Source organism: Cetobacterium sp. ZWU0022 (assembly GCF_000800875.1).
Lineage (GTDB): Bacteria > Fusobacteriota > Fusobacteriia > Fusobacteriales > Fusobacteriaceae > Cetobacterium_A.
This window is the reverse complement of sequence record NZ_JRJZ01000059.1, coordinates 1-18,714: the sequence shown is the minus strand read 5'-3', so window position 1 is coordinate 18,714 and position 18,714 is coordinate 1. Positions and strand designations below refer to the sequence as shown.

At 31.6% G+C, this 18,714-nt stretch carries 15 protein-coding genes and 1 riboswitch; of the genes, 12 read left to right on the top strand and 3 right to left on the bottom strand.

Annotated elements, in window-relative coordinates; all coding sequences use genetic code 11:
- The first annotated feature begins 31 nt into the window (after positions 1–31).
- A complete protein-coding gene (locus L988_RS05540) occupies positions 32–1,501 on the top strand; it encodes a uridine kinase (protein WP_047382414.1) in 1,470 nt (489 codons plus the stop codon).
- A 36-nt stretch (positions 1,502–1,537) separates the two neighbouring features.
- On the opposite strand, the gene folP is transcribed toward L988_RS05540, so the two are convergent.
- From folP to folE, 3 genes are read right to left on the bottom strand one after another with little or no spacing between them, the layout of a single operon-like run.
- Entirely contained in the window at positions 1,538–2,359 is an 822-nt protein-coding gene (gene folP / locus L988_RS05535) for a dihydropteroate synthase (protein ID WP_047382412.1), read from the bottom strand.
- 11 nt (positions 2,360–2,370) lie between these two features.
- Complete coding sequence (gene folK, locus L988_RS05530) at positions 2,371–3,192, bottom strand: 2-amino-4-hydroxy-6-hydroxymethyldihydropteridine diphosphokinase (RefSeq protein WP_047382411.1); 822 nt, start codon at positions 3,190–3,192, stop codon at positions 2,371–2,373.
- 12 nt (positions 3,193–3,204) lie between these two features.
- On the bottom strand, positions 3,205–3,738 hold the full coding sequence (folE, locus tag L988_RS05525; protein ID WP_369797070.1) for a GTP cyclohydrolase I: 534 nt from the start codon (positions 3,736–3,738) through the stop codon (positions 3,205–3,207).
- Positions 3,739–3,886: 148 nt separating this feature from the next.
- On the opposite strand from folE, the gene ylxM reads away from it, so the two are divergent.
- The 11 genes from ylxM to L988_RS05470 all read left to right on the top strand — a co-directional run bounded on the left by ylxM (position 3,887) and on the right by L988_RS05470 (position 18,587).
- Positions 3,887–4,198 (top strand): YlxM family DNA-binding protein, encoded by a 312-nt coding sequence (ylxM, locus tag L988_RS05520; RefSeq protein WP_047382407.1) that lies wholly within the window; start codon positions 3,887–3,889, stop codon positions 4,196–4,198.
- 11 nt (positions 4,199–4,209) lie between these two features.
- Positions 4,210–5,553, top strand: coding sequence for a signal recognition particle protein (ffh, locus tag L988_RS05515; protein ID WP_047382405.1), 1,344 nt, complete (start codon positions 4,210–4,212; stop codon positions 5,551–5,553).
- Positions 5,554–5,615: 62 nt separating this feature from the next.
- A complete protein-coding gene (gene rpsP, locus L988_RS05510) occupies positions 5,616–5,879 on the top strand; it encodes a 30S ribosomal protein S16 (RefSeq protein ID WP_023051405.1) in 264 nt (87 codons plus the stop codon).
- Between the two features lie 114 nt (positions 5,880–5,993).
- A complete protein-coding gene (locus L988_RS05505) occupies positions 5,994–8,159 on the top strand; it encodes a Tex family protein (RefSeq protein WP_047382403.1) in 2,166 nt (721 codons plus the stop codon).
- A gap of 3 nt (positions 8,160–8,162) precedes the next feature.
- The gene (locus tag L988_RS05500; protein ID WP_047382401.1) at positions 8,163–10,502 is read left to right on the top strand and encodes an ATP-binding protein; all 2,340 of its coding nucleotides are present in this window, start codon (positions 8,163–8,165) and stop codon (positions 10,500–10,502) included.
- Positions 10,502–13,297 carry an isoleucine--tRNA ligase gene (gene ileS, locus L988_RS05495; RefSeq protein WP_047382400.1) on the top strand — a complete coding sequence of 932 codons (2,796 nt, stop codon included), beginning with the start codon at positions 10,502–10,504 and terminating at the stop codon, positions 13,295–13,297. Before L988_RS05500 ends, ileS begins: the two co-directional genes overlap by 1 nt.
- Positions 13,298–13,316: 19 nt before the next feature.
- Positions 13,317–13,775 carry a signal peptidase II gene (gene lspA / locus L988_RS05490; RefSeq protein WP_047382398.1) on the top strand — a complete coding sequence of 153 codons (459 nt, stop codon included), beginning with the start codon at positions 13,317–13,319 and terminating at the stop codon, positions 13,773–13,775.
- 11 nt (positions 13,776–13,786) lie between these two features.
- Positions 13,787–14,659, top strand: coding sequence for a glycine--tRNA ligase subunit alpha (gene glyQ / locus L988_RS05485; protein ID WP_047382395.1), 873 nt, complete (start codon positions 13,787–13,789; stop codon positions 14,657–14,659).
- 25 nt (positions 14,660–14,684) lie between these two features.
- Complete coding sequence (gene glyS, locus L988_RS05480) at positions 14,685–16,760, top strand: glycine--tRNA ligase subunit beta (protein WP_047382393.1); 2,076 nt, start codon at positions 14,685–14,687, stop codon at positions 16,758–16,760.
- 61 nt (positions 16,761–16,821) lie between these two features.
- Positions 16,822–16,909, top strand: a riboswitch (SAM riboswitch).
- A gap of 81 nt (positions 16,910–16,990) precedes the next feature.
- Entirely contained in the window at positions 16,991–18,145 is a 1,155-nt protein-coding gene (gene metK / locus L988_RS05475) for a methionine adenosyltransferase (RefSeq protein ID WP_047382392.1), read from the top strand.
- 85 nt (positions 18,146–18,230) lie between these two features.
- A complete protein-coding gene (locus L988_RS05470) occupies positions 18,231–18,587 on the top strand; it encodes an arsenate reductase family protein (RefSeq protein WP_047382390.1) in 357 nt (118 codons plus the stop codon).
- Positions 18,588–18,714: the final 127 nt, after the last annotated feature.

The window sequence follows — 18,714 nt, the reverse complement described above, 5'->3', positions numbered from 1 at the left end:
TTTATTTTAATGTTATTAAAAGGAGGGAATCATGGAACGATTTGAGAGTAGAAAATACCATTTAACATCTAAATTAGTATTATTAAAAGCTATAAATGATATTTATCCTGAATATGAATTAACTTTTAGAAATTCTTTAAATAATGGAGTATATATAACTATTAATGGAAGAGATTATGTTTCAGAAGAGGAACTTAAAAAAATTGAATCTAGAATGAATGAGATTGTTTTAGAAGGAAAACCGATAAAGAAAATGCATTTTACATCAGAGCGTATAACAAAAAATAATTTAGAAAATGTACGACTAGATTTAAAGGAGTTATTAGAAACAACTGGAATAATTTCGTTTTTTATGTACGAATTAGATGGATATAAAAGTTATTTTATAGAAGAACTTTATGATAATACATATTGTGTAGATTTGTTTGAGCTATATTCATATGATGAAGGGTTTATATTTAAAACTCCGAAAGAGATAAATGGGGTTATACAAATACCACCGATGATTGATGATAGAAAGCTAGCTAAAGTTTACAAAGAGAGTTCTAAATGGAATGATATAATGGAAGTTTCGTGTGTTGGAAGTTTGAATAGAATTAATTTGAGTGGAGATATAGTTGGACTTATAAGAGTTAATGAAACTTTGCACGATACAAAGATAACAAAAATAGCGGAAAAAATATTAGAAGACAGAGATATCAAGATAGTTACGATAGCTGGACCAAGTTCATCTGGGAAAACAACATTTAGTAATAGATTGAAGCTTCATCTAATGGCATCTGAAATAAAACCTTTGATGATTTCTTTAGATGATTATTATAAAAATAGAGATTTGATTCCGTTAGATGAGGATGGAAAAAAAGATTTTGAAACTTTGAAAGCTCTAGATGTTGAACTTTTAAATAGAAATTTGAAAGATTTGATGCTTGGAAGAGAGGTGGAGATACCAAGATATGACTTTAGCTCTGGAAAAAGGAAAGAGAAAGGTGAATTAGCAAGGATTTCAAAAGATAATTTGGTTATTTTAGAAGGTATACACGGCTTAAATGATAGTCTTATTGAAGGAATAGCTCAAAATCATATTTTTAAAATATATATAAGCTGTTTAACACAACTTAATATAGATTCCCACAATCGTATAAAAACAAGTGTTGTTAGAAAAATGCGAAGAATTGTTAGAGATAGTATTTCAAGGAATTTTGATGCAGAAGAAACGTTGGAAATGTGGGATAGAGTTCGTAGAGGAGAGAGTAAGAATATATTTCCATATCAAGAGAATGCAGATGTTATATTTGATACAAGTTTAGCATATGAGATAGGAGTTTTAAAACCAGCGGTGGAGAGAGAGTTAATAAAAATAAAAATATCAAGTCCTCATTATGAAGAAGCTAGAAGACTTCTTCGGATGCTGAGTTATTTTACGACGATATCAGAGAGATATGTTCCGGATGAATCAATACTAAAAGAGTTTATTGGTGGGAGTTATTTTTATAATTATTGATAAAAAAAGGGAGATTTTCTCCCTTTTTTACAGTTTCTATATATTTTGGTAGATAATTTTATCCAAGATAGAAAGAGCTTTATAATGTTCTAAAACATTGTGAACTCGAATAATTTTAGCTCCTTTTGAAATTCCGAGAGTATTGACTGCAATTGTTCCTTCAACTCTTTCATCAGGAGAAAGAGTTAAATCTTTTCCAATGAAGCCTTTTTTAGATACGCCAAGTAAAATAGGGGCAATAAAAGAAAGCTCGTTTAGCCTATTTAAGACACTGATATTCTCTTCATATCCTTTTCCGAAGCCGATTCCTGGATCTATAATAATTTTATTTATATTTAAACCATTTTCTTCTGCAATTTTAAAAGTTTTATTAAAAAATTTCTTCATAGATAATATGATGTCGGTGTCGTAGATTTTAGAGTCTTGATTGTGCATAGCGATTACAACACAATCATATTTAGCTGCAACTTTTGCCATTTCACCGTTATCTCTTTGTAATCCCCAAACGTCATTTATAATGTGAGCTCCAGCTTTTATAGCAGCTTCGGCAACTTCGTATCTGTAAGTATCAATTGAAATTATACAATCAAGTTCTTTTGAGATCTTTTCTATGATAGGAACTACTCGATTAATTTCTGTTTCTAAATCTACTTCGATATGTCCGGGTCTTGTTGATTGTCCACCGATATCTATGATATCAGCACCTTCTGATATCAGTTTTTTAGCATGTTCAAATGCCAAATTGACAGAATCAAATTTACCGCCGTCTGAGAATGAATCTGGAGTAACATTCAAAATTCCCATAATTAATGTTTTGTTTTCTAAAGAAAATATTTTTCCTAATGATGAAAAAATCATAAAACTCCTCCTTATCTAGATTTATCTAGATCTCTTTTAAGTGTTGATATATATTTTTTTTCTAATGGGTGAACTATATTAGGAGCAATTTCAGATAAAGGATCTAAAACAAAAGAACGTTCACACATCCAAGGGTGAGGAATAGCTAAATTTTCATCTTGTATAATCAAATCATTAAACAGAAGAATATCTAAATCGATAATTCTAGGCCCCCACTTAATTTCTCTAACTCTTCCTAACTCTAGTTCTATACTCAATAACTCTTTTAAAAGTTCTTGAGGTGTGAATAGGGTCTCTATTTCTAAGCAAGCATTTAAAAAATTATCTTGAATAACATCACCGAAAGGTTCTGTTTCTAAAAGTGAGCTTATTTTTGTTACAGATGTATACTCCAATTTGTTGATTAGCTCTATAGCATTTTCTAAATTTTCTTTTAAATTACCGATGTTTGTACCTATTGAAAGATAAGCTTTATTTCTAGAACGAGTTATCTCTACTGCAACAAAATCAAAATGTTTTCTAATAGGTGCCCAAGGTTTTTTTACTGTAACTTTAACGGTTTTAATTAAATTGTATTTTATTAAAATCTCTTTTGCAATCGCTTCAGCAAGAGCTTCGATTAAATCAAAGGATTTGGAAAAAAATACTTTTTCAATATCTTCAGATACAAAACCGTAGTGAGTAGAGTGATTTAAATCATCACCTACTCCAGCTTTTCTAGTAGAAGTTTCCATCTCTACAGAGATTGTAAATTTTTGTTGAAGAAATTTTTCTTCTGGGAAAACACCGTGGTTACCAATAAATTCTAAATTTTCAATATATATTTTATCCATATTTTACTCCTGTTATTTTATTAGATTAAGAAATTCATTTTTAAGATTGCTATTTTCATTAAAAATACCTTTAGAAGATGTTGTTATTGCTTTAGACCCTAATGCTTTAACCCCTCTCATAGTCATGCAAGTATGCTCTGCTTCTATAAGAACATAAACGCCTTGGCAATTAATGCCTTTATAGATTGTTTCTGCAATCTCTTCACACAGTCTTTCTTGGAGTTGAGGTCTTTTAGCGTAGGTCTCGATAACTTTTATAATATCTCCGAAGCCTACGATTTCTCCGTTTGGAATATATCCTATAGATATCTTTCCAAAAAAAGGAAGAAAATGATGTTCGCACATAGAGTAAAAAGTAACATCTTTTTCAATTATTAGATCGTTGCTTTTAACAGGGAATTTTCTTTCTAGGAATTTGTATGGGTCTATAGAAAGACCAGAAAAAATTTCTTTATAAAAGAGTTCAATTCTTTCAGGAGTGTTTTGAATAACTTCTTCAGAAATAACTCCACTCCCGTTATCTATATTTAAAATTATATTTTTAATATGATTTTTTAAATTCACTAAATCACCTCATAAACTTTGTATTTGTTTAAATTATAGCATAGAGAGAAGTGTAAAAAAACTTAAAGTTTTGTAAAGAAAAAATGCTTGACAAAAAATATAAGAATGGATATAATATGTTGGTGATATTATGGAATTGAATGAGATGTTAGAAGTCTCTATTCTGCTTGACTATTATAGTAATCTTTTAAGTGATAGACAAAAAGAATATTTGTTAGAGCACTTCGAGGAAGACCTTTCTCTTAGCGAGATTGGAAAGAAGTATAATGTAACTAGACAAGCTGTCTATGATAACATAAGAAGAGGAATAAAAATTTTAAGAGATTATGAAGAGAAGATAGGATTTTATAAGAGAGATTTAGAATTACTATCACAGCTAAAAGAGTTGAAAAAAGATTTTAAACTTGAAAAGCTAGAAGAGATAATCGAAAAAAACTTTTAGTAGGGGTGGCCATGTTAGAAAATTTAGGAAATAGATTCCAAGACATAATGAAAAAAGTAAGAGGTCATGGAAAACTAAGCGAAAGTAATATAAAAGAGGCTTTACGTGAAGTTAGAATGTCTTTACTAGAGGCCGATGTAAACTACAAAGTTGTTAAAGAGTTTGTTGCGAAAATCCAAGAAAAAGCTGTTGGAGCAGAAGTTTTAACAGGGATTAATCCTGGACAACAATTTATAAAAATAGTAAACGATGAGTTAATTGAACTTTTAGGAGGAACTAACTCAAGGCTTACAAAAAGTGCTAAGAACCCAACTGTAGTTATGTTAGCCGGTCTTCAAGGAGCGGGAAAAACAACATTTGCAGGAAAGTTAGCAAAATACTTGAAAAAACAAGGTGAAAAACCTTTCTTAATAGGAGCAGATATATATAGGCCTGCAGCTATGAAGCAATTAGAGGTTTTAGCTCAACAAATAGGAGCAGAAGTTTACTTTGAAATTGGAAGTAACGATGCAGTAGGAATTTGTGAAAGAGGTTTACAAAAAGCTAAAGAATCTGGAGCAACGTATTTAATAATAGATACTGCTGGTAGATTACATATAGATGAGAAGCTGATGGAGGAGTTAAAAGAGGTTAAGAAAGTTGTTAGACCTCAAGAGATTCTTTTAGTAGTGGATGCAATGATAGGACAAGATGCTGTAAATCTTGCACAATCATTTAACAATGCACTGAGCATTGATGGAGTGGTACTTACAAAGTTTGATGGAGATACAAGAGGTGGAGCTGCGTTATCAGTAAAATCAGTAGTTGGAAAACCAATTAAATTTGTTGGAACTGGAGAGAAAATAGATGATTTAGAACTTTTCCATCCTGAAAGATTGGCATCAAGAATTTTAGGAATGGGAGATGTTGTTTCTTTAGTTGAAAAGGCTCAAGAAGCAATCGGAGAAGAGGATGCAAAGTCTCTTGAAGAAAAAATCAGAACTCAAAAGTTTGACTTAGATGATTTCTTAAAGCAGTTACAAAATATTAAAAAGTTAGGTTCGCTAGGAAGTATCTTGAAAATGATTCCAGGTATGGGTCAAATTGGAGATTTAGCACCAGCTGAAAAAGAGATGAAAAAGGTCGAAGCCATTATTCAATCGATGACTAAAGAGGAAAGAAAAAAGCCAGAGATATTAAAAGCTAGTCGTAAACAAAGAATAGCTAAGGGTAGTGGAACAGACGTAGCGGATGTAAATAAATTATTGAAGCAATTTGAACAGATGAGAGAGATGATGAAGATGTTCTCAACTGGAAAGTTCCCACAACTTCCTGGAATGGGCGGAAGAAAAGGTGGAATGAAGTTTCCATTTTAAATAGAAATATAGAGATACCAAAAATAAAAAAATAGAAATATAAGAAGGAGAAGTGATTTTAAATGTTAAAATTAAGATTAACTAGAATGGGAAGCAAAAAGAGACCTGTATACAGAATAGCTGCAATGGAAGCTTTATCAAGAAGAGATGGAAAGGCAGTAGCTTACTTAGGAAACTACTATCCATTAGAAGAAGGAAAAGTAACTCTTAAAGAAGAGGAAATCGTTAAGTTCCTTATGAACGGAGCACAACCTACAAGAACAGTTAAGTCTTTATTAGACAAAGCTGGAGTTTGGGCAAAGTTCGAAGCTGCAAAGAAAAACTAATTGCATAAATTTAGGTGCCTGAAAAGGCACCTTTTTTTCTGTTTGTGTTAGACATTGATTATTAAAATATGGTATAATACAAGGTAAATTCAACTATGAAAAGGAGATGGATTAATGGATACACTCTTTAATAGAATTGCAAAGGAAACAGGATTAAATGTTGAGCAGATCACTAATACGGTAAAACTTTTAGATGAGGGAGCAACAGTTCCGTTTATTGCAAGATATAGAAAAGAAGTTACTGGAAATTTAGATGAAACAAATATTTTAAAAATATCTGAGTCGATAACTTATCTTAGAAACTTAGAAATAAGAAAAGAAGAGGTTATCAGATTAATTGAAGAGCAAGGGAAGTTAACTGATGAACTGAAGTTACAGATAAATTCAGCAGAAAAACTTCAAACAGTAGAGGATATTTATTTCCCTTACAAAAAGAAAAGAAAAACAAAAGCAGACGTAGCAAAAGAGCAAGGATTAGAACCTTTATCTGAAAAAATTTATACACTAAATTCGTTGAATGAGCTTGAGCAGGAAAGTCAGGCTTATATAACAGAAGAGGTTGAAAGTATAGAAAAAGCTATTGAGGGAGCAAAATTGATTGTCGCTCAAAATCTATCTGAAACTTTGGAGTATAGAGAGAGATTAAGAGAGGATATGCTAAAAAAAGCTTTGATAGTTGCTAAAAAAACTAAAAAAGCTGAAGAGTTAGATGCAAAACAGATATACAAAGATTACTACGAGTATACAGAACCTGTAAGTAAGGCCTTATCTCATAGAGTTTTAGCTTTAAATAGAGGAGAAAATGAAGGTATATTAGCGGTTTCTTTAAATTTTGAAGAGAAAGATAGAGAGAGCGTTGAAAGATACCTATTAAAAGATTTCAAAAATAAAGAGTTGAATGGTCTTCATAAAGAGATTGTAATAGATGCTTTAGATAGACTAATTTTACCTTCTATTGAAAGAGAAGTTAGAAATATATTAACTGAAAAAGCAGAGGATGAAGCGATATTGGTATTTAAAGAAAATTTAAAAAACCTTTTAATGCAACCACCTCTACATGAAAAGAATATATTGGCCTTAGATCCAGGGTATAGAACAGGATGTAAGGTAGCTATTATAGATAAGGATGGATTCTTTAGAGAGAATACTGTTTTCTATTTAGTTAAAGAGATGCATCATGAAAATCAGCTTAAAGATGCAGAGAAAAAAATGAAAGATTTTATAAAAAAATATAATATCGATATCATTGTTATAGGAAATGGAACAGCTTCAAGAGAAACAGAGAGCTTTGTAGCAGAGGTTTTAAAAACTGTAGACTCTGATGTGAAATACTTAATTGGAAACGAAGCTGGTGCTTCGATATATTCGGCTTCAAAAATTGCAGTTGAAGAGTTTCCTGATTTAGATGTAACGGTTAGAGGAGCAATCTCTATCGGAAGAAGAATTCAAGATCCGTTAGCAGAGTTGGTTAAAATAGATCCAAAATCCATTGGAGTTGGAATGTACCAGCACGATGTTAATCAAAAAAGACTTGATTTATCGTTAGAGGAAGTTATTCAACTTGTTGTAAATAATGTTGGAGTAAATGTAAATACAGCTTCGTGGGCACTTTTATCATATGTATCTGGAGTTAAAAAAAGTGTTGCGAAAAGCATAGTGGATTTCAGAAGAGAAAATGGAAACTTTAAAAATAGAAAACAACTTTTAAAAGTTAAAGGATTAGGAGCGAAAGCTTATGAGCAGATGGCAGGATTCTTAATTATACTTGAAGGTGAAAATCCTTTAGATAACACAATAATACATCCTGAATCATACGGAATAGCTCAGCAAATATTGAAATGTGTAAATTTATCTTTAAATGAATATGAAAGTGATTTAGCAAAAGCTAAGGAGATTTTATTAGGATTTGATTATGCAAAATTTGCACAGGAAAATGGATATGGATATGAAACTGTAAAGGATATCTTTGACGCCTTAGTTAAAGAGAGAAGAGACCCTAGAGATAGTATTCAAAAACCGATATTAAAATCAGACATTTTAAAAATAGACAACCTTCAACCAGGAATGGAATTAGAGGGAACTGTAAGAAACGTTGTTAAATTTGGTGCCTTTATAGATATAGGTTTAAAAAATGACGCTTTACTTCATATTTCTGAAATATCAGACAAGTTTATAGATGATCCTAGCAAAGTTCTTGCTGTTGGACAGATTATAAAAGTTAAGATAAAAGATATTGATAGAGAGAGGGAAAGAGTAGGACTTACTAAAAAGGGGATTTAGAGGATGAGAATAAAAAAAAATTCATTGTTGATAAAAATAATTTTTTACAATGATATAGCAATATTTTTAACCTCAATTTTAATTGCTGTAGTTGTAATATTAACATCCTTTCAAGACATGGAACAAAGGGTAGAGGATACAACTAAAAATAAAATGAATCTTCTTATGGGAAACTATAAATCATATTTTGGTGAGATTCGAAATGATGTCTATAAAGAGATTGCAAAATATAGAATAAATGAAGGCAACCAAAGAGTTGCTGAGATGTTGAAATACAACCTTCTGAAAGAGGATTTTAGAAATTATTATAATTCGGTAATAACTATAATCTCCTCTGAAGGAGAACTTTTGGCAGAGTATGGAAATAAAGGGAACTTAGGGACTCTAACAGAGGATAATATTCATATCTTACTTGAGACATCAACTAAGAAAGAGTTTGAAGAATTAGGATATTATTTAGCAGAAGTTCAAGGGAAAATCTATGGAAGAGTAGTAATCCCGTATGGAACTGAAGATATAACATATTACTTGGTTGTTTCAGTTCCAATTAATAGGGATTTTTTAACTTCGTTAACAGAAGGATTAGAATTAGGATCGAAAGATAAGATTTATTTTGTGACTAATAGTTCTGATAAATCTGAACTTCAAGCAAAATTCTTTTTTTCACACAGAACTTATAGAGAGATTTTGAGAAAAGATTATAAAAATTATTATTTGAATAAAAAGATAAATGGTTTATCATATTATGTAGGAATTTATAATTTAATAGGTTATAATGATAGTTATTTAGGAAGTTTTGTTATATCCCTTTCAAAAGAAAAATTGACTGAGGAAAAACTTATGACAGCTATCTATATAGGAATATTAGTTTTACTAATAATGATAATAAGTTCAACCGTTTCGAGCAAAGTATTTAGAAAATTATTGCTACCCCTTAGTCAAATAGCTGACTTAGCTGATAAGATTTCAAACGGAGAAAAAGTTGAGGACATAAAAGTTGTTGGACAAGGTGAGATAAGAACTTTATCAATATCTTTTAAAGAGATGATCGAAAAGTTGAACGTAGCACAAGAGGATCTAACTCTTCAAAATAAAGAGCTTGTAAGAAATATTGAAAAAATTGAAGCTATAGATAAACTTTTAATGGGAATGAATATAGAGCAAGATACGTTTAAAACTATCAAAAAATTAGTTAATGGATTTACATCGGAAGTAGGGCTTGGATATAGTAGAGCTATGTACTTTAGATATAGTAGAGAAAATGACTATTTAATTGGAGAGGAAATATCTATCAATAGAACCCTAAAAGAGGAAAGTAGAAAAGGATTTAAATTCCAATTGAAAAATTTAAAAGAGTTAATCCTATTTACAAAAGTTCCAATAAATAATGAAAGTTTATTAGCGAAATCTTTTAGAGAACAAAAAATTATATATAAAAATGATGACGGATATAAGTATGATTTAGGTAATGATGTTCTAAAAGCTGTTGGTTTAAAGAATTTCTTTATATTTCCAATTCATGGAGCTGGAAAGTTTTCAGGAGTTATTCTTGTAGATAACTATACAAAAGATGTTCGTATAAACCAAGAAGAGTTAGAATTATTAAATCTACTTTCGATGAACTTCTCAATAGGAATTAATAATAAAGAAATCGTGTTAGATACTTTAGAGAGTCAAAGAGTGATGACAATTGAGAAGCTAGCTACAAGATTTTTGAGATTACGTGGAGAGGTTGTAGACAAACTTTTAAAGTGTGTAGACTCTGAAAATCCAGATGAAAAAATAATAGAAGAATTAACAACAATAAAGCCATATTTAACTAGAATTAAAGAGGATAATGAATCTTTGAAATTCTATTCTGAAGAGAAAGAAGTTATATATGAGCGGGTTTGTTTAGATAAAGTTATAAATGAAGCTATAGCAGATTATAGTAAAAAATTTAAAAGTGAAAATATCTCTGTTTCGTTTTTCAATGCTACGACAGGTAGTGTATTAGGAAGCAGAAAACAACTTGAAAAAGTTATTAAGGAGCTTATAGATAACGCATGTAATGCTCTTTTAAATAAAAAGAACAACAGAAGAATAGATATTATTCTATCGAAAAGAAGAATTAATGAAAAAATAGAGTTGAAAATTATTGATAATGGGGACGGAATGTCATTTAAGCAATTAGAGGATATATATGAACCATTTGTAAGTTATTCGCCTCAAACATTAGGGCTTGGATTATTCTTTGTTCATAAGATAATCAAAGATCATGGTGGAGTAATTAAACACTTCTCAGAAGAGGGGAATAGTACAGAAGTAAAAATAACATTAAATGCATATAAGGAGGAAGTCTAATGGAAGAAAGAGATTACGGTAAAACGTTAAACCTTCCGAAAACAAGTTTCCAAATGAGGGCGAACTTACCAACGAAGGAACCAAACATCTTAAAAAAATGGGATGATCAAAAAATTTATGAAAAGGGATTAGAAAAGGGGAGTAAAACATTTATACTTCACGATGGACCTCCATACGCTAACGGTGGAATTCATATTGGTCATGCTTTAAATAAAATCTTAAAAGATATTATTTTAAAGTATAAAAGATTATCTGGATATTCAGTACCTTATGTACCTGGATGGGATACTCATGGATTACCAATCGAGTTAAAAGTTAGTGAAGAGTTAGGCGCTAAAATGAAAGAGATGTCACCTCTTGAAATTAGAGAGAAGTGTACAGAGTACGCTAAGAAATGGGTAGAAGTTCAAAAAGAAGGATTCCAAAGATTAGGAATTTTAGGGGAATGGGATAATCCATACCTAACTTTAAACCCAGAGTATGAAGCAAAGCAATTAGAAGTATTTGGAGAACTTTATGAAAATGGATATATATTCAAAGGATTAAAGCCAATTTACTGGTCTCCAGTTACAGAAACAGCTTTAGCGGAAGCAGAAATTGAGTATAAAAATCACGTTTCTCCATCGATCTACGTAAAGATGGAAGCTAACGAAGAGATTATGGAAAAGTTAGGAATGACTGAATCACTTTATTTAGTTATCTGGACAACAACTCCATGGACTTTACCAGCGAACACTGGAATAGCATTAAACGGAGAGTTTGAGTACGGAATATACAAAACAGAAAAAGGAAACTTAATCTTAGCAAAAGTTTTAGCTGATAAAGCATTCCTTGATATGGGAGTAAAAGAAGTAGAGCTAGTAAAAGAGTTCGTAGGAGCAGACTTAGAAAACTTAACTTATAAGCACCCATTCTTAGATAGAACTGGAAAAGTTGTTTTAGGAACTCACGTAACTGCAGAAGCAGGTACAGGAGTAGTACATACAGCACCAGGACACGGTCAAGATGACTATGTTGTAGGAGTTAGATACGGATTACCAATTATCTCTCCAATCAATAACAAAGGAGTTTTAACTGAAGAAGCTGGACAATTTGCTGGATTATTCTATAAAAAAGCAAACAAAGTTATAGCTGAACATTTAACAGAAACAGGACATCTGTTAAGTTACAAAGAGTTTGAGCACTCTTATCCACACGATTGGAGATCAAAAACTCCAGTAATATTTAGAGCAACTGAGCAATGGTTCATTAGATGTGAAGGGTCTGATTTAAGAGAAAAGGCTTTAAAAGCATTAGATGATGTTAAGTTTGTTCCTGAATGGGGAAGAAATAGAATTGGTTCAATGTTAGAGACAAGACCTGACTGGTGTATCTCGAGACAAAGAACTTGGGGAGTACCAATTCCTGTATTCTATAATGAAGTAACTGGAAAAGAGATTTTCGAAAGAGAGATTTTAGATAGAGTTATTGGAATAGTAAAAACTGAAGGATCTGCAGCTTGGGTTAAATACTCAGCAGAAGAGTTAATCGGAGAAGAGCTTTTAGTAAAATATAACTTAAAAGGTTTAGAGTTAAGAAAAGAAACAAACATAATGGACGTTTGGTTCGATTCAGGTGTTTCTCATAGATCTGTATTAGAAACTAGAGAGGGACTTCATAGACCAGCTGATCTATACTTAGAGGGATCAGATCAACATAGAGGATGGTTCCAAACATCTCTATTAACATCTGTTGGATCAACAGGAGATGCTCCATTTAAGATGTTATTAACTCACGGATTTGTAAATGATGGTGAAGGGAAAAAGATGTCTAAATCTGTAGGAAACGTTGTTGCACCTCAAGATGTAATCAAAGTTTACGGAGCAGATATATTAAGATTATGGTGTGCTTCAGTAGATTACAGCGAAGATGTAAAAATCTCTGATAACATCTTAAAGCAAATGGCAGAAGCTTACAGAAGAGTAAGAAATACAGCTAGATATATCTTAGGAAACTCAGCAGATTTCAATCCAGCAACAGATGCAGTAGCATATGAGGATTTAATGGAAATCGATAAGTGGGCATTAAATAAGTTAGAGAGATTAAAGAGAACAGTAACAGAGTCATATGAAAAGTATGAGTTCTACAATCTGTTCCAAGAGATTCACTACTTCTCAGGAATCGATATGTCAGCATTCTACCTTGATATAATCAAAGATAGATTATATACAGAGAAAGCGGATTCAAAAGAGAGAAGAGCAGCTCAAACAGTAATGTCAGAAGTTTTAGTAACTTTAACTAAAATGGTTGCACCAATCCTATCATTCACTGCAGAAGAGATCTGGGAAACATTACCAGAGTCATTAAAAGATTCTGAGTCAGTACTATTAACTGACTGGTATGCAAACAACGATCAATACTTAAATGATGAGTTAGATACGAAGTGGGAAGAGATTGCTAAACTTAGAAAAGATGTAAACAAAACTTTAGAGTTAGCAAGACAAGGTGAAAATAAAATAATAGGAAACTCTTTAGATGCAAAAGTTATATTAAATACAGCAGATGCAGATTTAGAGAAGTTCTTACAAGAGAATAAAGAGATTTTAGAAGAGGTATTCATAGTTTCTCAATTAGTAATTGCTAATGAAAAAGATGATTCATTCGTAAAAGGTGAGGAGCAAGAAGCTTTATTTGTAAAAGTAGAGCATGCAGATGGAGAAAAATGTGAAAGATGTTGGAAGTACTCAACAGAGTTAGGAACTAACCCTGAGCACGAAACAATCTGTCCAAGATGTACATCGGCACTAGTTGATTAATTATTCAAAGAGGTGAGCTGTGTTATATATAGGGATAATATTTGTATTAGTTTTTCTAGATCAAATCTCAAAATATGAAATAGACACTTGGTTAATAGAAGGAGAAACGTTCCCCGTAATTGGGAACTTTTTCCATCTAACATATGTAAAAAATAGAGGGATAGCTTTTGGAATGTTTCAAGGGAAATTAGATATAATCTCTATACTTACAGTTGTTGTGATATTTGGACTAGGGTTTTATTTTTACAAAAATAGAGAGAAGTTTTCGGTTGTTGAAAAGTTAGGGTACTCGTTTATTTTAGGTGGAGCAATTGGTAATATAATCGATAGAATATGTAGAGGTTTTGTTATTGATATGATCGACTTTAGAGGAATATGGGTATTTGTATTCAATTTAGCGGATGTTTGGATAAATATAGGAGTTATTCTAATAATAATAGATAGCTTATTAGAAAGTAAAAGCAAAAAGAGAAATTAGGAGGAAGTGAAATGACATTTCAAGAGATGATATTTGCTCTTCAACAGTATTGGAGTTCAAAAGGGTGTATCATTGGAAATCCATACGATATAGAAACAGGAGCTGGAACATTTAACCCAAATACATTTTTAATGTCTTTAGGACCAGAGCCTTGGAATATAGCATATGTTGAGCCATCAAGAAGACCAAAGGATGGAAGATATGGAGAGAACCCAAACAGGGTTTATCAACATCATCAATTCCAAGTTATAATGAAACCATCACCAGATAATATTCAAGAGTTATACTTAGAATCGTTAAAAGTTTTAGGGATTGATCCTTTAAAGCATGATATACGTTTTGTAGAAGACGATTGGGAATCACCAACTTTAGGAGCTTGGGGATTAGGATGGGAAGTATGGTTAGATGGAATGGAAGTAACTCAATTCACATATTTCCAACAAGTTGGAGGATTAGAGTTAGATGTTGTTCCGGTTGAGATAACATATGGACTAGAAAGATTAGCACTATACATTCAAAATAAAGAGAATGTTTATGATTTAGAGTGGGCTCCAGGAATCAAATATGGAGATATGAGATACCAATATGAGTATGAAAACTCTAAATATTCATTTGAAGTAGCAGATTTAGAAAATCATTTTAAATGGTTTGATGACTATGAGAAGGAAGCTGATAGAGCACTAAATGAAAACTTAGTAATGCCGGCATATGACTATGTTTTAAAATGTTCTCACACATTCAACGTTCTTGACTCAAGAGGAGCAATCTCTACAACTGAGAGAATGGCTTATATTTTAAGAGTTAGAAACCTAGCTAAAAGATGTGCAGAGGTATTTGTACAAAATAGAAAAGAACTAGGATATCCTTTACTAAAAAAGAAGTAAAAGGAAAAAAGAGGAGGAATAGAAAGTGAGATTACTTTTTGAAATAGGGATGGAAGAACTACCTGCAAGATTCCTTGTTCAAACTCTAAAAGAGATGAAAGAGAATTTAGAAGGTAAATTAAATGATAAAAGAGTAAAGTTTGAAGAGATAAAAACTTTTGGAACACCAAGAAGACTTGTTGTTTTAGTTGAAGGTTTAGCTGAAACTCAAGAGGATTTAGATATTTTAAATATGGGTCCTGCAAAGCAAGTTGCATTTGGTGAAAATGGAGAGATTTCAAGAGCTGGATTAGGATTTGCTAAATCTCAAGGAGTAGAAGCAACTGATTTAGAGATTATTGAAACTCCAAAAGGTGAATACATAGCTGTAAGAAAATTCTTAAAAGGAGAATCTACAAAGGCTCTTCTTTCAGAACTTTTAAAAGAGTTAGTATTAGAGATTAATTTCCCAAAATCGATGAAATGGGGAGAGAAAAAATTAAAGTTTGCTAGACCAATTCAATGGTTCTTAGCTTTAGTAAATGAAGAGATAGTAAACTTTGAAATAGAGGGAATTAAAAGTGGAAATTCTTCAAGAGGACATAGATTCTTTGGAACTAATTTCGAAATTTCAACTATAGATGAGTATTTCGAAAAAATTAAAGAAAACAACGTTATTATAGATGTTGAAGAGAGAAAAGAGTTAATAAAAAAACTTATAAAAGAGAATTGTGAAGAAACTGGAGAGCAAGTTCTAATAGATGAAGAACTATTAAAAGAGGTTGCAAACTTAGTTGAATATCCATTCCCTATAGTTGGAACATTTAACTCAGACTTCTTAGAAGTTCCTCAAGATGTACTAATAATATCTATGCAAGTTCATCAAAGATACTTCCCAATCTTGGATTTAGAAGGGAAATTATTACCAAAGTTCGTTGTTGTTAGAAATGGTATTGAGGATTCTGAGCATGTAAGAAAAGGAAATGAGAAGGTTTTATCAGCAAGACTTGCTGATGCGAGATTCTTCTATCACGAAGATTTAAAGAAACCTTTAATTGAAAATGTAGAAAAATTAAAGCAAGTTGTATTCCAAAAAGATTTAGGAACAATTTACAACAAAATTGAGAGATCGAATAAAATTGCGGATTATTTAATAGAAGCTATCGGAATGGAAACAAGAAGAGAAACTATTGAAAGAACAATTCTTTTAGCTAAAGCAGATTTAGTATCTAATATGATTGGAGAAAAAGAGTTTACAAAACTACAAGGATTTATGGGAGCGGATTATGCACTTAAATCTGGAGAGTCTGAATTAGTAGCTAAAGGAATCGAAGAACACTACTACCCAAGATATCAAGGTGATTTATTACCAAAAGGTGTTGAAGGAATAGTGGCTGGAATATCTGATAGAGTAGATACTCTTTGTGGATGTTTCGGAGTTGGAATTATCCCAAGTGGTTCTAAAGATCCATTTGCTTTAAGAAGAGCAGCATTAGGAATTGTAAATATAATTTTAGATTCTAATTTAAATATCTCTTTAAAAGCTTTAGTTGAAAGAGCGGTAGATACTTTAGAAGCTGCATCAGTTTTAAAAAGAGATAAAGCTGAAGTTATAAATGAAATTATGGAATTCTTCAAGCAAAGAGCACTTAATGTGTTTACTGAGATGGGATATTCAAAAGATATTGTATCAGCAGTTGTAGATAAGAGTTTTGATAATTTAGTAGATACTCTATTAAGAATAAAAGCTGTAGATGAATTCACAAAAATGGATAGTTTCAATAACTTAGTTTCATTAATGAAAAGAGTTGGAAATATCTCTAAAGGATTTGAAGGAGTAATCGTTAATTCTGATCTTTTAGTTGAAGATATAGAGAAAGAGTTGTTCCAAAAATCACAAGAAGTTGCAAGAGATGCAGAAGAGATGCTAGTGGCTAAAAACTATATAGGATACTTAAATGTAATTCTGTCAACGGAAGATATCATCAATAGATACTTCGAATCTATAATGGTTATGGATAAAGATGAAGCTGTAAAAAATAATAGACTTTCTCAACTTAATTATATTGCAACAATATTCAACAAGATGGTAAACTTAACATTAATTGAAGAAAAAAAATAAAAAAGTATTGACTAAAAGATACAAATACGATATAATTTAGCAGTAAAAAACAAAAACAAAAAAATCATCAAGAGAGACTGAGGGACTGGCCCTATGACGTTTCAGCAACCTACCTTAGAGGTGTGGTGCTAATTCCAGAAAGATGACCTATAAAGAGCATTTAGCCTTTTATCTTTCTGGAGAGATAAAAGGCTTTTTTTATCTCTTTTGATTAATCTTAGGAGGAACAAATGAAAAATTTAACTTACTTTACTTCAGAGTGTGTATCACCAGGACATCCAGACAAAATAGCAGACCAAATATCGGATGCGGTATTAGATGCATGTATAAAAAATGATCCAGCAGCAAGAGTTGCTTGTGAAGTATTCTGTACAACTGGTCAAGTAATCGTAGGTGGAGAGATCACAACTACAACATATATCGATATTCAAGATATCGTAAGAAATAAAATAGATGAAATTGGTTACAAGCAAGGTATGGGATTTGACTCTGACTGTGGAGTTTTAAATGCAATTCACTCGCAATCTCCTGATATCGCTATGGGAGTAGATGTTGGAGGAGCAGGAGATCAAGGTATAATGTTCGGAGGAGCAGTAAAAGAAACTCCAGAATTAATGCCATTAGCTTTAGTTTTAGCAAGAGAGATTATCGTAAAATTAACAAGATTAACAAGATCAAAGGATTTAGCTTGGGCTAGACCAGATGCAAAATCACAAGTAACTTTAGCTTATGATGAAAATGGTGCTGTTGTAGGAGTAGACACTGTAGTAGTTTCAGTTCAGCATAATCCAGAAGTAACTCAAGAGCAAATTCATCACGATGTAAAAGAGTTAGTAATAAAGCCAGTATTAGAGGCGTACAACTTAAATGCTGAAGAAGTTAAGCATTACCATATCAATCCAACAGGAAGATTCGTAATAGGAGGACCACACGGAGATACTGGATTAACAGGAAGAAAAATAATCGTAGATACTTACGGAGGATTCTTTAGACATGGTGGAGGAGCGTTTTCTGGAAAAGATCCTTCAAAAGTGGATAGATCAGCAGCCTATGCAGCTAGATGGGTTGCAAAAAATATCGTAGCGGCAGATTTAGCTGACAAATGTGAAGTTCAACTTTCTTATGCAATTGGAGTAGTAGAACCTACATCTGTAAAAGTTGAAACTTTTGGAACTGGAAAAGTTGAAGAGATAAAATTAGCTGAAGCGGTTCAAAATGTATTTGATTTAACACCAAGAGGAATTGAAAGAGATTTAGAGTTAAGAAGCGGAAACTTTAACTACCAAGATTTAGCAGCTTTCGGACATATCGGAAGAACTGATTTAGATTTACCTTGGGAAAGAGTAAATAAAGTTGAAGAGTTAAAAAAAGCCTTAACTAAATAATAGTATACAAAAAAAGGGAAGAATGTTCTTCCCTTTTTTCTTTTTTAATGTTAAGCTATATGAAAAAGAATAGGAGAGGATACTTATGAGATATTTATTTTTAAATTACCCTAAATGCTCAACTTGCGTTAAAGCTAGAAAATGGTTAGAGGAAAATGGAGTAGATTTTGAGGCTAGACATATTGTAGAAAATAACCCAACAAAAGATGAATTGAAAAAATGGTTAGAGTTAAGTGGATTACCTGTAAAAAAATTCTTCAATACAAGTGGTATTCTTTATAGAGAGATGAATTTGAAAGAGAAAGTTGCTGAAAATAATGAAGATGAACTTTTAGAGATACTTTCAACAAACGGAATGTTAGTAAAAAGACCTCTAGTTATTGGAAACGATAAGGTTTTAATAGGATTTAAAGAGAAAGAGTGGGAAGTTTTAAAAAAATAAAAAAGTTGTTGACATTTTTTAAAAAAGATGGTACTATTATTATGTAGCAACGACGCGAGAGCGGAAGTTGCCCCGTTCGTTCAGTGGTTAGGACAATAGATTTTCACTCTATAAACAGGGGTTCGAT

Bases quoted from the DNA above. Each gene is read 5' to 3' on its own strand.
- rpsP (WP_023051405.1), top strand. From the start codon at position 5,616: ATGTTAAAATTAAGATTAACTAGAATGGGAAGCAAAAAGAGACCTGTA.
- ileS (WP_047382400.1), top strand. From the start codon at position 10,502: ATGGAAGAAAGAGATTACGGTAAAACGTTAAACCTTCCGAAAACAAGT.
- glyQ (WP_047382395.1), top strand. From the start codon at position 13,787: ATGACATTTCAAGAGATGATATTTGCTCTTCAACAGTATTGGAGTTCA.
- folK (WP_047382411.1), bottom strand. From the start codon at position 3,192: ATGGATAAAATATATATTGAAAATTTAGAATTTATTGGTAACCACGGT.
- metK (WP_047382392.1), top strand. From the start codon at position 16,991: ATGAAAAATTTAACTTACTTTACTTCAGAGTGTGTATCACCAGGACAT.
- ylxM (WP_047382407.1), top strand. From the start codon at position 3,887: ATGGAATTGAATGAGATGTTAGAAGTCTCTATTCTGCTTGACTATTAT.
- ffh (WP_047382405.1), top strand. From the start codon at position 4,210: ATGTTAGAAAATTTAGGAAATAGATTCCAAGACATAATGAAAAAAGTA.
- L988_RS05470 (WP_047382390.1), top strand. From the start codon at position 18,231: ATGAGATATTTATTTTTAAATTACCCTAAATGCTCAACTTGCGTTAAA.
- folP (WP_047382412.1), bottom strand. From the start codon at position 2,359: ATGATTTTTTCATCATTAGGAAAAATATTTTCTTTAGAAAACAAAACA.
- L988_RS05540 (WP_047382414.1), top strand. From the start codon at position 32: ATGGAACGATTTGAGAGTAGAAAATACCATTTAACATCTAAATTAGTA.
- L988_RS05500 (WP_047382401.1), top strand. From the start codon at position 8,163: ATGAGAATAAAAAAAAATTCATTGTTGATAAAAATAATTTTTTACAAT.
- L988_RS05505 (WP_047382403.1), top strand. From the start codon at position 5,994: ATGGATACACTCTTTAATAGAATTGCAAAGGAAACAGGATTAAATGTT.